Raw genomic sequence first — 16,225 nt, forward strand, 5'->3', positions numbered from 1 at the left:
CCTTATTCAGGACGGGACACCACAAACAAAAAAGCCCGTGACGAGCACGGGCCTTTGGGTCTCGCAGGGGCGAGCAGTTACACGTAGAACGATTTCAGCGGTGGGAAACCGTTGAATTCGACGGCGCTGTAGCTGGTGGTGTAGGCACCGGTGGACAGCCAGTACAGGCGGTCGCCGGCAGCCAGGTTCAGGGGCAGGCCGTACTTGTAGTTCTCGTACATGATGTCGGCGCTGTCGCAGGTCGGACCGGCGATCACCACTTCTTCCACTTCACCGTTCTTCTCGGTCCAGATCGGGAACTTGATCGACTCGTCGGTGGTTTCGATCAGGCCGGAGAACTTGCCCACGTCGGTGTAGACCCAACGCTCCACGGCGGTACGCGACTTGCGCGCCACCAGCACCACTTCACTGACCAGGATACCGGCGTTGGCGATCAGCGAACGGCCCGGCTCCAGGATGATTTCCGGCAGGTCGTCACCGAAGTCTTCCTTGAGGAAGCGGATGATTTCCTCGGCATAGGTTTCCAGGCTGTTGGTACGGGTGATGTAGTTGGCCGGGAAGCCGCCACCCATGTTGATCAGCTTGAGTTCAATGCCGTCTTCTTCCTTCAGGCGTTCGAAGATCACCTTGACCTTGGCGATCGCCGCATCCCACACGCTGATGTCGCGCTGTTGCGAACCGACGTGGAAGGAGACGCCGTAAGGCACCAGGCCCAGGTCGCGGGCGAGGATCAGCAGGTCCATGGCCATGTCGGTCTGGCAGCCGAACTTGCGCGACAGCGGCCAGTCGGCCGTGGTCGAGCCTTCGGTGAGGATCCGCACGTAGACTTTCGAGCCCGGAGCGGCCTTGGCGATGTTGCGCAGGTCGGCTTCCGAGTCGGTGGCGTACAGGCGCACGCCCTTCTCGTAGAAGTAGCGGATGTCCCTGGATTTCTTGATGGTGTTGCCGTAGCTGATGCGGTCGGCGCTGACGCCCTGACCCATCACTTTGTCCAGTTCGTAGATCGAGGCGATGTCGAAGCTCGAACCCTTCTGGTTCAGGAGGTCGATGATCTCGACCGCCGGGTTGGCCTTGACCGCGTAGTAGACCTTGGCGAATTCGAAACCGGCCCGCAGGTCATCATAGGCCTGGGCGATCATCTGGGTATCGATGACCACGAACGGGGTTTCCTGCTTGTCGGCGAATGCCTTCATTTTCTTGAAAGTATCGCGCGCGAAATAGTCTTCGACCTGGATCGACATACGTGGGGGACTCCTAGTGGCAAACGTGAGTTATCAATGGGTGCAAATGAACGTCCTCCGTATCCCCACTTTGGTTCGCCTACTTCCCAAGGCATTGCCGCCGAAAGCAAAAAGGCCATGGGATCAACCGCTTCCCTTGGCCTCGCTGTCTCGTCGTCAGTACTTGAGCCGGATGGATCGTTTCCAGCATGGACGTTCGGCGCGAACTTTAGGACTTGAGGGGCTTTAGATCAACTAAAAATGTCGCGTTTTTGCATGCGTTCGTCGCGTGACCCGGATCAGCCATCTATTTAACCGACCCGGATGACAGTCTGATGTTCCCCTTCAGTGACCGATGGTTTACGTCTAGCCCCGCCTGTATCAGCACGCAGGTCAGGTAGGAGCCGGGCTTGCCCGCGAATGGGCCCTCAAGATCGCCAAAGGCTTCGCGGGCAAGCCCGGCTCCTACAGGGGGCGGCGGTGAAGCAGGGGGCGTGCTCAGGCCTCGACCAGTTCCGCCGGCGAGACGATGCTGGTCTTGGCCCCGCGCGAACGCCCGGAACTCAGGTAGGCGGCGATCGATTCCTGGGTCACTTCGCCGAGGAATACCCGCTCGGCATCCAGTACCGGCAGCCACGCCCGGTTGAACTCGTACATGCGCGACAGCAGGATGCGCAGGTGTTCGTCGTAGGCGGCGGTGGCGTTGAACTCGCGCAGGAACTGGCCGCAGTCGCCACTCTGGCGGTGCAGGTCGCGGCGGCGCACGTAGCCCAGGGCCTTGTTGTCGGCGTCGGTGACCACCACGTAGCGACGGTCATGCTCGTCCATCAGGTCCAGGGCCTCGGCCACCGGCGTTTGCGGGCTGACCGACGGCGCGTTGTCCGCGGCATCTTCGGCCTTGACCAGCAGCAGGCGCTTGAGGGTGCTGTCCTGGCCAACGAAGTGGCTGACGAAATCATCCGCCGGGTGCGCCAGCAGGGTGTCGGGGTGGTCGATCTGAATCAGCTTGCCGCCACGGAAGATGGCGATCTTGTCGCCGAGCTTGAGGGCTTCGTCGATGTCGTGGCTGACCATGATCACGGTCTTGTTCAGCGCCCGCTGCATTTCGAAGAACTCGTTCTGGATCATTTCCCGGTTGATCGGGTCGACCGCGCCGAACGGCTCGTCCATCAGCAGCAGCGGTGCCTCCGCCGCCAGCGCGCGGATCACGCCGATGCGCTGCTGCTGGCCGCCGGACAGTTCCCGTGGATAACGATGCAGGTACTGCTTGGGTTCGAGCTTGATCATGTTCATCAGCTCGCGGGCCCGCTCGTGGCATTTGTGCTTGTCCCAGCCGAGCAGGCGCGGGACCACGGTGATGTTTTCCTCGATGGTCATGTTCGGGAACAGACCGATCTGCTGGATCACGTAGCCGATGTTGCGGCGCAAGGTCACTTCGTCCAGGGCGGTGGTGTCCTCGCCGTTGATCAGTACCTTGCCCGAGGTCGGCACGATCAGCCGGTTGATCATTTTCAGCGTGGTGCTCTTGCCGCAACCGGACGGGCCGAGAAAGACGCAGATCTCGCCTTCGTTGACGGTCAGGCTGACGGAGTCGACGGCCTTGACCGCCTTGCCATTGCTTTGAAAGGTCTTGCTCAGGTCTTGAAGTTCGATCATTTCAGGAGTCCTTTTGGAGTCAATGTGCGTTGCAGGCGCTGCAGCAGCAGGTCGGCGACGATGGCCAGGACGCTGACCAGCACCGCGCCGACCAGCAGCATCGACATGTCGCTGCGGCTGATGGCCGCCAGGATGAGTACGCCGAGGCCGCCGGCGCCGATGGTGGCGGCGATGGTCATGACGCCGATGTTCATGACCACGGCGGTGCGCACGCCGGCGAGGATCACCGGCACGGCGATCGGCAGCTCGACCATGCGCAGGCGCTGGCCGAAGGTCATGCCGATGCCGCGGGCCGCCTCGCGGATACCCGGTTCGACGCCGGTCAGCGCCAGGTAGGTGTTGCGCATGATCGGCAACAGGGAATAGAGGAACACCGCGGTGATCGCCGGCAGCGGGCCGAGGCCCTGGCCGAATTTCGAATAGAACGGCAGCAGCAGGCCGAACAGCGCGATCGACGGAATGGTCAGCAGCACCGTGGCGCTGGCCTGCAGGGGGCCGGCCAGGGTCGGGAAGCGGGTCATCAGCACGCCCAGCGGCACGCCGAAGACGATGGCCAGGCTCACCGCGATGCCGACCAGGGTGATGTGCTGCCCGGTCAGGTGCAGCACCTGTGACCAGTCCAGATGGGAAAAGGCGTTGAGAAAGTCCATGTCTTCTCCTCAGTGGATGGGGTGTTGGCGCAGGAAGTCGGCGGCCACGGCGGAGGGGCTCTCATGGCCGACGTCGACCCGGGCGTTGAGCTGGCGCATGGTTTCGTCGTCGAACAGCTCGGCCAGCGGCTTGAGGTCGGCGGCCAACTGCGGGTTGGCGTCGAGGACGGCCTGGCGTACCACCGGTGCGGCGGTGTAGTCCGGGAAATAATGCCTGTCGTCTTCCAGCAGCTTGAGCTTGAAGGCGTTCAGCCGGCCGTCGGTGGTGTAGACCAGGCCGGCGAACACCTGGCTGTTGCGCAGGGCGGTATAGACCAGCCCGGCGTCCATCTGGCGGATGGTGCGGCGGTCGAGGTTCATGCCGTACAGCTTGACCATGCCGGCCAGGCCGTCGGAGCGGTTGGCGAACTCGGTGTCCAGAGCCACCAGGTGATGCGCGTCGGCCTCATTGCGCAGCACCTCGGTCAACTGGCTGATGCTGTTGATCTGCGGATACTGCTGCGCCACTTTCTGCGGCAGGGCCAGGGCGTAGGTGTTGCTGAACTTCGACGGAGTGAGCCAGACCAGGCCCTTTTTCGCGTCGAGTTCCTTGACCCGGGCGTAGGACTGTTCGCTGTCGAGCTTTTCCGTCACATGGTTGTAGGCCACCAGCGATACGCCGGTGTATTCCCAGAGCAGATCCAGTTGCCCGCTTTCGTGGGCGCTGCGGGCCAGGTTGCTGCCCAGGCCGCCGGTGACCTGTGTGTCGTAGCCCTTGCTGCGCAGGTATTGCGAGGTGATCTCGGCGAGCAGGGTCTGCTCGGTGAACACCCGGGCGCCGATACGGATCAGCGGTTTGTCGGCGGCCTGGGCCGTGCCCGCGAACAGCAGGGCGCAGGCGAGGAGAATGCAGAGTCTTTTCATGTCGTTTCCTTTGCTCAGGCCGGGCGCAGCCCGCGCTCCAGCCAGAGGCGGCTGGCCAGGGTCACCAGGGCGTCGAGCAGCAGCGCCAGCAGGGCGGTGCAGGCGGCACCGAGGATCAGTTGCGGCTGGTTGTTCAGGGCGATGCCGGGGAAGATCAGGCTGCCCAGGCTGTTGGCGCCGATCAGGAACGCCAGTGGCGCGGTGCCGACGTTGAGCGCCAGGGCCACCCGCACGCCGCCGATGATGATCGGCACGGCGTTGGGCAATTCGACTTTCCACAGCACCTGGCGCGGGGTCATGCCGATGCCGGTGGCGGCCTCCTTCAGCGAGGCCTCGACGTTCTTCAGGCCCTCGTAGGTGTTGCGCACGATCGGCAGCAGCGAGGCGAGGAACAAGGCCAGGATCGCCGGCCCGGCACCGATGCCGAGAATCCCCAGGGCGATGGCCAACACCGCCAGCGGGGGCACGGTATTGCCGATGTTGAAGACCTGCATGAAACGTTCGGCCCGCGCGGCCATGGCCGGGCGACTGAGCAGGATGCCGGCGGGAATGCCGACGACGAGCGCCGCGAACATCGAGGCGAGCACCAGGTAGAGGTGCGCTTGCAGGTAGAACCACAGATCGGCCTGGTAGTGCTCGATCGTGCTGATGCCGATCCAGTGGATCAACAGGGCCAGGAGCGCGATCACCGTCACGCCTCCCATAAGCCCCTTGCCATAGCGATTAGCCACAGATGGACTCCTTTTTTCGGTCGGCGAACACTTCCCCGTGAGGCAAAACCATTCCTGGCTGGCGGAAAAGATGTTCGCGAAGAGCAGCCTTGTCCCGGCCGATAAACGGCCATGGGAAAAGCCATGAGCGCCGCCCTCGTCAGGCTAACTGACTGATTTTTCTACACCTGACGAAAGGTCATGACAGGGAAGTGGACGCCTGCGATGTTTAAAAGGTTCCGCAATTGGCAGCATTTGGCCATCTCGCCGGGGGGCAGCCGGAGGGCGTCGGTCGGGCTGGCGGTGGCCGCTGGAGTGCAGTCTGGTCTATAATCTGCGCCCTTTTTTTGAATCACCTGTCAGGCGATTTCCCATGACCAACCAGGCCGCCGAAGTCGCGAAACGCCGCACCTTCGCCATCATTTCCCACCCGGATGCGGGTAAGACCACCATCACCGAAAAGCTCTTGCTGATGGGCAAGGCGATTTCCGTGGCCGGTACGGTGAAGTCGCGCAAGTCCGACCGCCACGCCACCTCCGACTGGATGGAGATGGAGAAGCAGCGCGGTATTTCCATTACCACCTCGGTCATGCAGTTCCCGTATCGCGAGCACATGATCAATCTGCTCGACACCCCTGGCCACGAAGACTTCTCGGAAGACACCTACCGGACCCTGACCGCCGTGGACTCGGCGCTGATGGTGCTCGACGGCGGTAAGGGCGTCGAGCCGCGGACCATCGCCCTGATGGACGTCTGCCGCCTGCGCGATACGCCGATCGTCAGCTTCATCAACAAGCTCGACCGCGATATCCGCGACCCGATCGAACTGCTCGACGAAATCGAGGCGGTGCTGAAGATCAAGGCCGCGCCGATCACCTGGCCGATCGGCTGCTACCGCGACTTCAAGGGCGTGTACCACCTGGCGGGCGACTACATCATCGTCTACACCCCGGGTCACGGCCATGAGCGCACCGAGGTGAAGATCATCGAGAAGCTCGACTCGGCGGAAGCCCGCGCCCACCTGGGTGACGAGTACGAGCGCTTCCTCGAACAGCTGGAACTGGTGCAGGGCGCCTGCCACGAGTTCAACCAGGAGGAATTCCTCACTGGCCAGATGACCCCGGTGTTCTTCGGTACCGCGCTGGGCAACTTCGGTGTCGACCATGTGCTCGACGCGGTGGTCGACTGGGCGCCGATGCCGCTGGCCCGTGTGGCCAACGAGCGTTCGGTGGAGCCGGTGGAGGAGAAGTTCACAGGTTTCGTGTTCAAGATCCAGGCAAACATGGACCCCAAGCACCGCGACCGTATCGCCTTCATGCGTATCTGCTCCGGCAAGTACGACAAGGGCATGAAGATGCGTCACGTGCGCACCGGCAAGGACGTGCGCATCGGCGACGCGCTGACCTTCTTCTCCTCCGAGCGTGAGCAACTGGAAGAGGCCTACGCCGGCGACATCATCGGCCTGCACAACCACGGCACCATCCAGATCGGCGATACCTTCACCGAAGGCGAGGCGCTGGGCTTCACCGGTATCCCGCACTTCGCCCCGGAACTGTTCCGCCGTGTGCGCCTGCGTGACCCGCTCAAGTCCAAGCAACTGCGCCAGGGCCTGCAGCAACTGGCGGAAGAGGGTGCGACCCAGGTGTTCTTCCCCGAGCGCAGCAACGACATCATTCTGGGCGCCGTCGGTGTGCTGCAGTTCGATGTGGTCGCCAGCCGCCTGAAGGAGGAATACAAGGTCGAGTGCTCCTACGAGCCGATCACCGTGTGGTCCGCGCGCTGGATCGAATGCAGCGACAAGAAGAAGCTCGAGGAATTCAGCAACAAGGCGGTGGAAAACCTGGCGCTGGACGGCGGCGGTCACCTGACCTACCTGGCCCCGACCCGGGTCAACCTGGCGCTGATGGAAGAGCGCTGGCCGGATGTGAAATTCCGCGCGACGCGTGAGCATCACTAGACGTACACTTTAACCACGAAGTTAAAAAACCGTTGCGAGAGCAGCGGTTTTTTTTTGCTCGGATTTTTCTGTGGTCCTGGATTAACCGTTATTGTTGCTGTGCTGTCATGTCTTTTTGGATTGGTAAGTATCGGTCTCTGCTACATAGATAAGCAGGTTGTAAGAAATATCTTTCATATGCTTGGGAGAATATCTACAAATTTAGTGGCGGCTATTTTGTTGAGTGTGGGCAATTTCTGATTTTTAGAAAAATATTGGAGAAATTCTCTCGCCAGGACTACGTTTCTTAAACATAAACATATGGGTGGGACGAATGAATATTCTAGTGAGTACCTCGCAGTCAAAAATTCATGAACATGACATTTCGATTCTGGATGGGAAGATTTTAATCCAAAAAAATACCTGCTAGAGAGGGTTTTTTTAGAGCGAAATAGTGTTTTGGTTGTTTCTGGAAGTTTGATTGAGGGTATTGGGACCATTCACTCTGATATCGATTGCATTGTTTTGTGTGAAAAAAGACCTACAGCGAGAGAAGTTGAGAAGAGTGAGCATGCTTTAGTAACTGACATAAATTATCGCTATATTGCCAGCGATGAGGATGTCCATAATACGACAGATTTTTATGGGGATACCAGTATTCACATTGATGTCGATTACATAACGTTTTCTGAGGTTTACGAAATTATAGGGAAAATTGAAAGTGCATTTGATGAGATTGTTGGGGATCAGAGGGTTATTTATGATCCTATTTTAACTAATACAGAAAATAATGTAATCCATAGAGCTCTGATAGGCTATGCATTGGAGAACGAGAATAGGTTCAATAACTTCAAAAGCAGGATTCCATTGGAGAAGCATATTTATGTTGCTCATCGCGAAAAATTACCTGTTTTTTATGCTTTCCAGGATGTTCAAGGTTGCTGGCAATCAGGAAACCTATGGATGGGTTGTGAGATTGCAAGAGATATGATGCTCAAAACGACAATGAGTTTTACCTACCTGACTGGAATAACTAATAAGCATTATAAGTGGGTTTATTCGAATGTTTTTCGGGTTGTTGGCTTCGACAAGATTAAAAAGGAGTTTTTCAGGTTGGTTAGAGTAGGTGCGGTTACAGATGTGGAATGTCGGTTATATATTGAAGAGGTTCTTGAGTATATGGATTTGGTTTTTTTGGAAATGGAGAAGTTGCTAAAAAAAATATGTATATATCCGTCTGTACAAAAATCTTTATTTGCGTTGGATAGAGAGTTTGATGGTCGGCGGCAAACGGGGCATAAAATATCAAAGTGTGAGTACTATTTCAGGAAAAAATATTTTTTAGCAGGAGAGACGCCTTCCTTGGTCAGCCTGCTGAAAGAGTGGGATTGAGGAAGCGTGTACTGAATTTTAATTGGCCGTATCAGGAGTGCTGAGCGATGGAGCGTACTGGGCTTTTTATGCAGCGTACATTAGATCAGTACGTAAATTTTATAACTATAATCAGTGAGCGACATGGTTGGCGGACTTTAGGTGGAGTTCAAACAAATGACTATTATGTTTATCGTAATGCCATGCGCGAAGGATGTCATCTTCAAAAGGCCTCCTTCGAGCTTCGGCATCCGGAGGAGATGATTTGTGATTTGAGTAATCTTGAATCGATCTATAACGGCATAGATTCTGAAGATATCATACGCCTGTGGAAATATCTGGATTCAGTTACAAAAAAAATCAGATTCGGAGGCGTGCGTCGAATAAGTGGAGATGGACTTTCACCTGAAATAGCGATTTCCGGACCGTCCATGCTTCAGCTAAAAAATATTAAGCAGCGCCTTGTGGGTGAGGGATTTTCGCAGCTCGGTTTTGATTTTGATAAAGATGTACATTTTTCGAAAAACACCCTTCATGGAATCGCCAAGAATCGACTACTTATAGACGCAAATACTGAAACAATGGAGTTTTATAGTGAGTTTTGTGCTTTTTATAGTAAGTATATATCTCATGAGTATTGGGATGTCAGTAGTGTATTCAATGCACGATATATCTATGAAGATCACTTGGTCTGGCATCAAATCAAAAAAATCTCAAAAAATAAGCTGTTCTTGCTGGCAGCAGGTTTACCCTTGGCATTGGGCTACTTGGCTGCAACCGGTGACCAGAACATTTTCTTCACAGAAATTCATCGACAAAACGATTCTGGGCTTTTAAATAGAGATTTTGCATTTCGGGGTATTTTCCCTACGCCAAATCTATCCAGTGAATCTTGGTTGATTATAGATAAATCCTATACGGGTGGTAGCATTAAACATGCGGCTAATTCACTAAGGGAAAGTTTGGGTTATGATGCTGATGTAAAAACATTGGCACTATTTCCTAAATCATTTGGCGCGTTTATGAGCGCAGATTATGCAGTTTATGCCGGGAAGCTGTTTGAGGTAAAGGAGTGCGCCCCACGATTGGATAGGGAGTGCTGGCACACTCAGCTAATAATGGAGTGAGTATGAGACCGTTATTTGGTGCGGCGCATATTTTCGAACTGGAGAGATGTCTCTATGAGGCTAGGAAAAAATTGCGTCGATATTGGGCTGGCACTTTAGCTCGGCTACCTAGTTTTGCAGGGGGCGAAGATCTAACTGGTCAGCAAACAAAATATGATTTGGAGTGTCAATCTCTTATATTTGAGAGTTTTTCAAATATCGGTATGCGAGTCACGATATTTTCCGAGGAAATAGATTCTTCAATAACTTTTGGTGAAGGTGGAGAGTTTTATCTGATCGTAGATCCACTCGATGGTACGCACAATGCGATTTTGGGATTTCCAGCTTATACCTCCAGTGTCGCACTTTATCATGAAGGTGCTTACATATTTGGCTGGGTTTATGATATGTCAAGGGATATAGTATATACCGCTTCTTTAGGTGAAGGCGCATATCTCCAATCGCCAATTGTTGTGAAGAGGCTTCGAACTCGTAATGTCTATCGTTTAGATGAAATGCGTATTGCTTTTCATCGCCCAGAAGGAGGAGTGGAGAGGGCACTAATAGAAGGAATGCTCTGGGCTGTTGATAAGGTAAGAGTTTGTTCATGTTCATCATTAGAGATTTGTCTTATTGCTGCTGGGGTTCTTGATGCATTTATAGACATCGATAATCCAGGGCATGAACGTAGTTGCGACATTGCTGCGGCAGAGCTAATTCTGAGGGAGGCAGGAGGAACACTATTTGATATGTTTGGAAACCCTAGGTTTTCCTTGCCACCATCCACTGCGTCTCTCTCTGATCGTGGAACACTCGTCGCGTTGTCATCTAAGGAGCTTATGCAATTTATAGCTTTTAATTAAATTATTTTGAGGTTTTTATGATTTTCGAAATGGTAAACTTAAAAGTTAAGGTTTTGTGTAATGGCGTGAATTTTTCCAGTGATTTTCTGGAGTACTATCAAATTCATGATAATGGTATTGAAAAAAGACGTGCGTATGGAGTGGGTGATAGCGCTGTCCTTGATTCACATGCTCGTGTGCCACAAGAGATAATTCTTGATCGTCAAATATTGGTGGCGGCAAATTATAACCCAAGATCTGATCATGTGGTTGATTTGGATAAGGGGGTTCCAGTGTTGAGATCTGGGGACAAGGTTGTTAGGGTCGGATTTCCCGGGCGCCCTGAATCTTATGGGAAAAAATTGAGTAATGGTGAGTTTTTTGAACGGTACGTAACTGTATATGGTGATTCGACGCTCGGTATTTTTTCCCCAGGTCACTGTTATTATTTTAATAGTGGGCGTGAGTGTAAGTTTTGCTCTTTGGGGCGAGCAAGAGATGATTTTTCAGATCATAAAATGCGAGTCAAGGGAGATATTGCAGGTGAGGCAGTAAATTTAGCGTTAAAGGATGATGGTGAGAGATATAAAAGGGTTTTGTTGAATGGTGGAACGATCCCCGATTATGACAAGGGGTACTCAAATCACCTAAATTTGCTTTCGAGAGTGAAAGAAATTAACTCGGAGTTCAATTTGGATTACCATTTGATTTCTATGCCACCTAAAGATTTTCATCTTTTTGAGCGTTTTAAAGAGATTGGCAATAATATGTCAATGAGTTTGGAGGTGTTCAACCCAGAGCTGTTTTCTGAAATTTGCCAAGGAAAATCTGATGACTATACTCGTGAACGATTCTTGGCTGCTTTTGAGGCTGCGGTTGAAATCATAGGGCGAGGTAATGTTTACGCTGGATTTGTCGCTGGCCTAGAGCCTCTGGAGTCAATCATTGAAGGTATTGAGTATTTTGGGCGGATGGGCGTTGTGCCCGCTGTTGCAGTATTTCATCCAGATTTCGGTTCTCAGTATATTCACAAACAACGTCCTTCATTGGAGTTTCTTACAGCATTGGGGAGGAAGATGTCCGAGGTGTATCGGAGAGAGGGATTTCGCCCATTAATCGAAGGTAGCGGTAGGAACTCTTTAGATACCGAAGCCTATTTAGGGGGATTTTCATGAGTAGTGTAAAAAAGCAACCTTTGTTGATTGTTTTCGAGGGCACTGATGGCGCGGGGAAGTCCACGATTGCCCGTGCAACATACGACAAGATTTCTGAATCGGTTCCGGATTTTAAGTTTATAGATAAAAATCGTCCGCCGGTAACGTCGGGGTATTCGGAGTTTCATATGGGGCGAATACGCGATATTCTTTGGGAATATCCGGATGATGCTCCTCTCGAACAATTAGGCGATAGACATTGGTTAAGTCTCATTGTTGCTTGGTTTCAAGCTACGGATCATGCTGTTGTCAGACCAGCAATTGAGTCTGGGATCAGTTGTATCTCTGATGGCTGGTATTATAAATATCTGGCTCGATTTTTACTGAAGGACCCGATCTTGGCTGGAGAGGCTATGGCATTTTTTTCTACTGTAAGAAGGCCTGACGTTGTCATTTTCCTCGATGTCGATCCGGTTATCTCCGCTGATAGAAAAGGTGCTTTTCGTCTTAGTGAGAGCGGTGCATATGATGGTGGTGGCGAAGATCGTCTTAAGAGTTTTGTTGAGTATCAAAAAAAAGTCAGGTCCAGTTATGAGGCATGTGGTCTAGATGAATGGGTGGTGATTGATACTACTGATCTCAGTGAGGAGGCGGTTCTTCACAAATCCATCGCAGTGGTGCAGGACTTGCTCATCAGGAAATAGGCAGTTGCCCCGTTTATACGGGCAAGACGTCGGGTATTTTAGTACCATCTGAACCGATGGTCTGTCGACTCGCACCAAGTTAAGGGCCATGATATTCCACGATGAGTTCCGTCATGGTTTTTCCCCACCGGATCAGTTTTATTTGCCACAACGGTCTCATTTGAAGGCTCAGGGTTGAGGGGAGAGGTCGCTGGATGAGGACAATCTCCTAACAAAAGTGTCATAGTTCCTCCAGCTCTGATAGCTAGTTGGAATTATTCTAAGTGGCACTGGAAAATTTCATGTTGTCAGCATGGAAAAAGCCCGTTGACGGGAGTAGGTTCAGTAAAGTTTGGGTGCCGGTTCTGCGAGCCAGCGCTCAGGCACTCGCGACTTGTCTATAGAAGGACTGGACGACGATGAAGATCTTTCAACGCATGGTATTGCTACTCAAGGTGCTGGTGGTGCTGTCGCTCGGAACGACAGCTGCGTGGGCCAGCGCGAATTCGCCCCAGACCCACGGCTTCTGGGGTGTGAACAGCGCTCAGGACAGTGGGCTGTTGCTTGCCAAGTCCGACTCCGAGCCAGGTGACGAAGGCCAGGGCGGAAGCAAGGGCGATGACGACTCGACCACCGAGGAACCGGACACCGATGAAGGCGATGAGGGTGACAGCGATACCTGATCGATCAACCGGAGATCAGAGCGTTCCCGTGCTCTGCGTGGGAACGCTTCCCTAGACGCTCTGCGTCCGCTGTTGAGTTGATGCAGGGCCTTTCCACGAAAGGGGAGCAATCATTCGGGCAGGGTTTCGGTGAGGTCGACGAAGTTGACTTCCAGGCTTTTATCCTTGACGACATCGTAAAATCTCTTGCGCAGTTTTTCAGGGATGAGCGCATATTTTCTTCTGAGCTCAAGGTGGCTTTATATCTTCAAGGCCGAAATAGGTATCTTAGGGCGTGTCATCAATGCTGAAATGAGATCATCGCAGCACCCCACAGGGATCGATCAGCGCCCGAAATGAAATGAAAAAGCCCCTTCTGCCAGGTCGATGCGCAACCTGACGGAAGGGGCTGGGTTTGCGGTTTCAGCGCTCTCGCAGGTTCTGGAGAGCGCTTTTTACTGCCCTACAGGAACTGCTCGGCGTAGTGGCAGGCAACCTGGCGGGTATCCACCTGGCGCAGTTCCGGCAACTCGGTCGCGCAACGCTCGGTGGCGTACGGGCAGCGCTTGTGGAATGCACAGCCACTCGGCGGGTTGAGCGGGTTGGGCAATTCGCCGGCGATCTTGATCTTCGGCTTCAGCGGGTCCGGGTGAATCGCCGGGGTTGCCGACAGCAGCGCCTGGGTGTAGGGGTGCAACGGACGCTCGTAGATGTCTTCCTTGGGGCCCATTTCCGCAGGGCGCCCGAGGTACATCACCAGCACCTGGTCGGCGACGTGGCGCACCACCGCCAGGTTGTGGGAGATGAACACGTAGGCGGTGTTGAACTCCTGCTGCAGGTCCATGAACAGGTTCAGCACCTGGGCCTGGATCGACACGTCGAGCGCCGAGGTCGGCTCGTCCGCCACCAGCACCTTGGGCTGCAGCATCATGGCGCGGGCCAGGGCGATCCGCTGGCGCTGACCACCGGAGAACATGTGCGGGTAGCGCTGGTAATGCTCAGGGCGCAGGCCCACCTGCTTCATCATCGCCTGGACTTTCTCGCGGCGTTCGGCGGCCGACAGCCTGGTGTTGATCAGCAGCGGCTCGCCGAGCTGGTCACCGATCTTCTGCCGTGGGTTGAGCGAGGCGTACGGGCTCTGGAACACCATCTGCACGTCCTTGCGCAGTTGCTTGCGCTGGGCCTTGTCGGCGCCGGCGACTTCCTGGCCGGCGATCTTCAGCGAGCCGGAGGACGGTTCCTCGATCAGGGTCAGGGCGCGGGCCAGGGTGGACTTGCCACAGCCCGATTCGCCGACCACGGCCAGGGTCTTGCCGGCCTCCAGCTCGAAGGACACACCGTTGAGGGCGCGCACGGTGGCGTGGCCCTTGAACAGGCCACGGGACACTTCGTAGTGACGGGTGAGGTCGCGGGCGGTAAGAACGACGGCCATTACGCCACCTCCTGGTTCAGCGGGTAGAAGCAACGGGCAAGGCTATTGGCTTTCGGGTCCAGGGCCGGACGCTGCTGCCGGCAGTTTTCCTGCACGTACGGGCAGCGTGGCGACAGCAGGCAACCCTGCGGCCGGTCGTAGCGGCCGGGCACGATGCCCGGCAGGGTCGACAGGCGCTCGGCTCCCAGGCTGTGCTCCGGGATCGCCTTGAGCAGCGCTTCGCTGTAGGGGTGTGCCGGGATGTCGAACAGGCCGGGGACCTGCCCGACTTCCACCGCTTGCCCGGCGTACATCACGCAGACCCGCTGGGCGGTTTCCGCCACCACCGCGAGGTCGTGGGTGATCAGTACCAGGCCCATGTTCTGCTCCTGCTGCAGGCTGATCAGCAGGTCCATGATCTGCGCCTGGATGGTCACGTCGAGGGCGGTGGTCGGTTCGTCGGCGATCAGCAGTTTCGGCTCGCCGGCAATCGCCATGGCAATCGCCACGCGCTGGCTCATGCCGCCGGACAGTTGGTGCGGGTAGGCGTCCATGCGGCTCGCGGCGCCCGGGATCTCGACTTTCTCCAGCAGCTCGATGGCCCGCTTGCGCGCCTGCTTGCCGGACATCTTCAGGTGCAGGCGCAGGACTTCCTCGATCTGGAAGCCCACGGTGTAACTGGGGTTCAACGCGGTCATCGGGTCCTGGAAGACCATCGCCAGGTCCTTGCCGACGATCTGCCGGCGCTGGCGGGCGTTGAGGGTGAGCATGTCCTTGCCGTCGAAGCGCAGAGCGTCGGCGGTGACGATACCGGGGTGCTCGATCAGTCCCATCAGCGCCATCATGGTCACGGATTTACCGGAACCCGACTCGCCGACGATCGCCAGGACCTCGCCCTTGTTCACGCTCAGGTCGAGGCCGTCGACCACCGGAACGGCGTTCTTGTCGCCGAAGCGGACGTTGAGATTCTTGATTTCTAGCAGTGACATGGGAATCTCCTCAGGCGGCATTCTTGAGTTTCGGGTCCAGCGCGTCGCGCAGGCCGTCGCCCATCAGGTTGATTGCCAGCACGCTGAGCAAAATGGTCAGGCCGGGCAGGCTCACCACCCACCAGGCGCGTTCGATATAGTCGCGGGCCGAGGCCAGCATGGTGCCCCATTCCGGGGTCGGCGGTTGTACGCCGAGGCCGAGAAAGCCCAGGGCGGCCGCGTCGAGGATGGCCGAGGAGAAGCTCAGGGTCGCCTGGACGATCAGCGGTGCCATGCAGTTGGGCAGCACGGTGATGAACATCAGGCGTGGCAGGCCGGCACCGGCGAGGCGGGCGGCGGTCACGTAGTCGCGGTTCAGTTCGCCCATCACCGCGGCGCGGGTCAGGCGCACGTAGGACGGCAGCGACACGATGGCGATGGCGATCACGGTGTTGATCAGGCCAGGGCCGAGGATGGCGACGATCGCCACGGCCAGCAGCAGCGACGGCAGGGCGAGCATGATGTCCATCAGACGCATGATGGTCGGCCCCAGGACGCGCGGGAAGAAGCCGGCCAGCAGGCCCATCAGGATCCCGGGGATCAGCGACATCACCACCGAGGACAGGCCGATCAGCAGCGACAGGCGCGAGCCCTGGATCAGCCGCGACAGCAGGTCACGACCCAGTTCGTCGGTGCCCAGCAGGAACTGGGCCTGGCCACCTTCGAGCCAGGCCGGTGGGGTGAGCAGGAAGTCGCGGAACTGCTCGCTCGGGTCGTGTGGCGATACCCAGGGGGCGAAGATTGCGCAGAAGATCACCAGCAGCATGAACAGCAGGCCAGCGACGGCGCCCTTGTTGCGGGCGAAGGCCTGCCAGAATTCCTTGTAGGGTGATGGGTACAGCAGGCTCTGGTCGACTGCTGCTGAGGAGATTGGAGTACTCATGAATAGGCTC

At 55.8% G+C, this 16,225-nt stretch carries 15 protein-coding genes; 7 read left to right on the top strand and 8 right to left on the bottom strand.

All coding sequences use genetic code 11. The features are described from left to right. Positions 1–77 precede the first annotated feature (77 nt). The 5 genes from PF66_RS25305 to PF66_RS25325 form a co-directional block, all read right to left on the bottom strand. Positions 78–1,241 (bottom strand): type III PLP-dependent enzyme, encoded by a 1,164-nt coding sequence (locus PF66_RS25305; protein WP_054058523.1) that lies wholly within the window; start codon positions 1,239–1,241, stop codon positions 78–80. A 477-nt stretch (positions 1,242–1,718) separates the two neighbouring features. After that, positions 1,719–2,876 (bottom strand): betaine/proline/choline family ABC transporter ATP-binding protein, encoded by a 1,158-nt coding sequence (locus PF66_RS25310; protein ID WP_054064150.1) that lies wholly within the window; start codon positions 2,874–2,876, stop codon positions 1,719–1,721. Then, positions 2,873–3,526, bottom strand: coding sequence for an ABC transporter permease (locus PF66_RS25315; protein WP_054058525.1), 654 nt, complete (start codon positions 3,524–3,526; stop codon positions 2,873–2,875). Before PF66_RS25315 ends, PF66_RS25310 begins: the two co-directional genes overlap by 4 nt. Positions 3,527–3,535: 9 nt before the next feature. After that, on the bottom strand, positions 3,536–4,429 hold the full coding sequence (locus PF66_RS25320; RefSeq protein ID WP_054064151.1) for a glycine betaine ABC transporter substrate-binding protein: 894 nt from the start codon (positions 4,427–4,429) through the stop codon (positions 3,536–3,538). 14 nt (positions 4,430–4,443) lie between these two features. Further along, positions 4,444–5,133 (bottom strand): ABC transporter permease, encoded by a 690-nt coding sequence (locus tag PF66_RS25325; protein ID WP_192842710.1) that lies wholly within the window; start codon positions 5,131–5,133, stop codon positions 4,444–4,446. 379 nt (positions 5,134–5,512) lie between these two features. Here PF66_RS25325 and PF66_RS25330 point away from each other — a divergent pair, with 379 nt between their 5' ends. The 7 genes from PF66_RS25330 (at position 5,513) to PF66_RS25345 (ending at position 12,914) form a co-directional block, all read left to right on the top strand. Beyond that, positions 5,513–7,096, top strand: a complete 1,584-nt coding sequence (locus tag PF66_RS25330) for a peptide chain release factor 3 (protein WP_054058528.1) — start codon at positions 5,513–5,515, stop codon at positions 7,094–7,096. Between the two features lie 438 nt (positions 7,097–7,534). After that, positions 7,535–8,467 carry a hypothetical protein gene (locus PF66_RS25335; protein ID WP_241494437.1) on the top strand — a complete coding sequence of 311 codons (933 nt, stop codon included), beginning with the start codon at positions 7,535–7,537 and terminating at the stop codon, positions 8,465–8,467. Between the two features lie 47 nt (positions 8,468–8,514). Next, positions 8,515–9,573, top strand: a complete 1,059-nt coding sequence (locus PF66_RS32265; protein WP_239687980.1) for a hypothetical protein — start codon at positions 8,515–8,517, stop codon at positions 9,571–9,573. Positions 9,574–9,575: 2 nt separating this feature from the next. Next, positions 9,576–10,415 carry an inositol monophosphatase family protein gene (locus tag PF66_RS32270; protein WP_081009909.1) on the top strand — a complete coding sequence of 280 codons (840 nt, stop codon included), beginning with the start codon at positions 9,576–9,578 and terminating at the stop codon, positions 10,413–10,415. A 17-nt stretch (positions 10,416–10,432) separates the two neighbouring features. Then, entirely contained in the window at positions 10,433–11,569 is a 1,137-nt protein-coding gene (locus PF66_RS32275) for a radical SAM protein (RefSeq protein ID WP_081009910.1), read from the top strand. Then, on the top strand, positions 11,566–12,252 hold the full coding sequence (locus tag PF66_RS25340; protein WP_054064152.1) for a dTMP kinase: 687 nt from the start codon (positions 11,566–11,568) through the stop codon (positions 12,250–12,252). Before PF66_RS32275 ends, PF66_RS25340 begins: the two co-directional genes overlap by 4 nt. A gap of 398 nt (positions 12,253–12,650) precedes the next feature. Continuing rightward, on the top strand, positions 12,651–12,914 hold the full coding sequence (locus tag PF66_RS25345) for a hypothetical protein (protein ID WP_054058530.1): 264 nt from the start codon (positions 12,651–12,653) through the stop codon (positions 12,912–12,914). Between the two features lie 442 nt (positions 12,915–13,356). Here the strand turns inward: PF66_RS25345 and PF66_RS25355 are convergent, their stop codons facing one another. From PF66_RS25355 to PF66_RS25365, 3 genes are read right to left on the bottom strand one after another with little or no spacing between them, the layout of a single operon-like run. After that, complete coding sequence (locus tag PF66_RS25355) at positions 13,357–14,325, bottom strand: peptide ABC transporter ATP-binding protein (protein ID WP_054058532.1); 969 nt, start codon at positions 14,323–14,325, stop codon at positions 13,357–13,359. Next, positions 14,325–15,293: an ABC transporter ATP-binding protein gene (locus tag PF66_RS25360; protein ID WP_017902286.1), complete on the bottom strand. Its 969-nt coding sequence runs from the start codon at positions 15,291–15,293 to the stop codon at positions 14,325–14,327. Before PF66_RS25360 ends, PF66_RS25355 begins: the two co-directional genes overlap by 1 nt. A gap of 10 nt (positions 15,294–15,303) precedes the next feature. After that, positions 15,304–16,215, bottom strand: a complete 912-nt coding sequence (locus tag PF66_RS25365; protein WP_054058533.1) for an ABC transporter permease subunit — start codon at positions 16,213–16,215, stop codon at positions 15,304–15,306. Positions 16,216–16,225 lie beyond the last annotated feature (10 nt).

Origin of the sequence: Pseudomonas asplenii, assembly GCF_001293465.1 — a bacterium.
GTDB classification, from domain to species: Bacteria; Pseudomonadota; Gammaproteobacteria; order Pseudomonadales; family Pseudomonadaceae; genus Aquipseudomonas; species Aquipseudomonas fuscovaginae_B.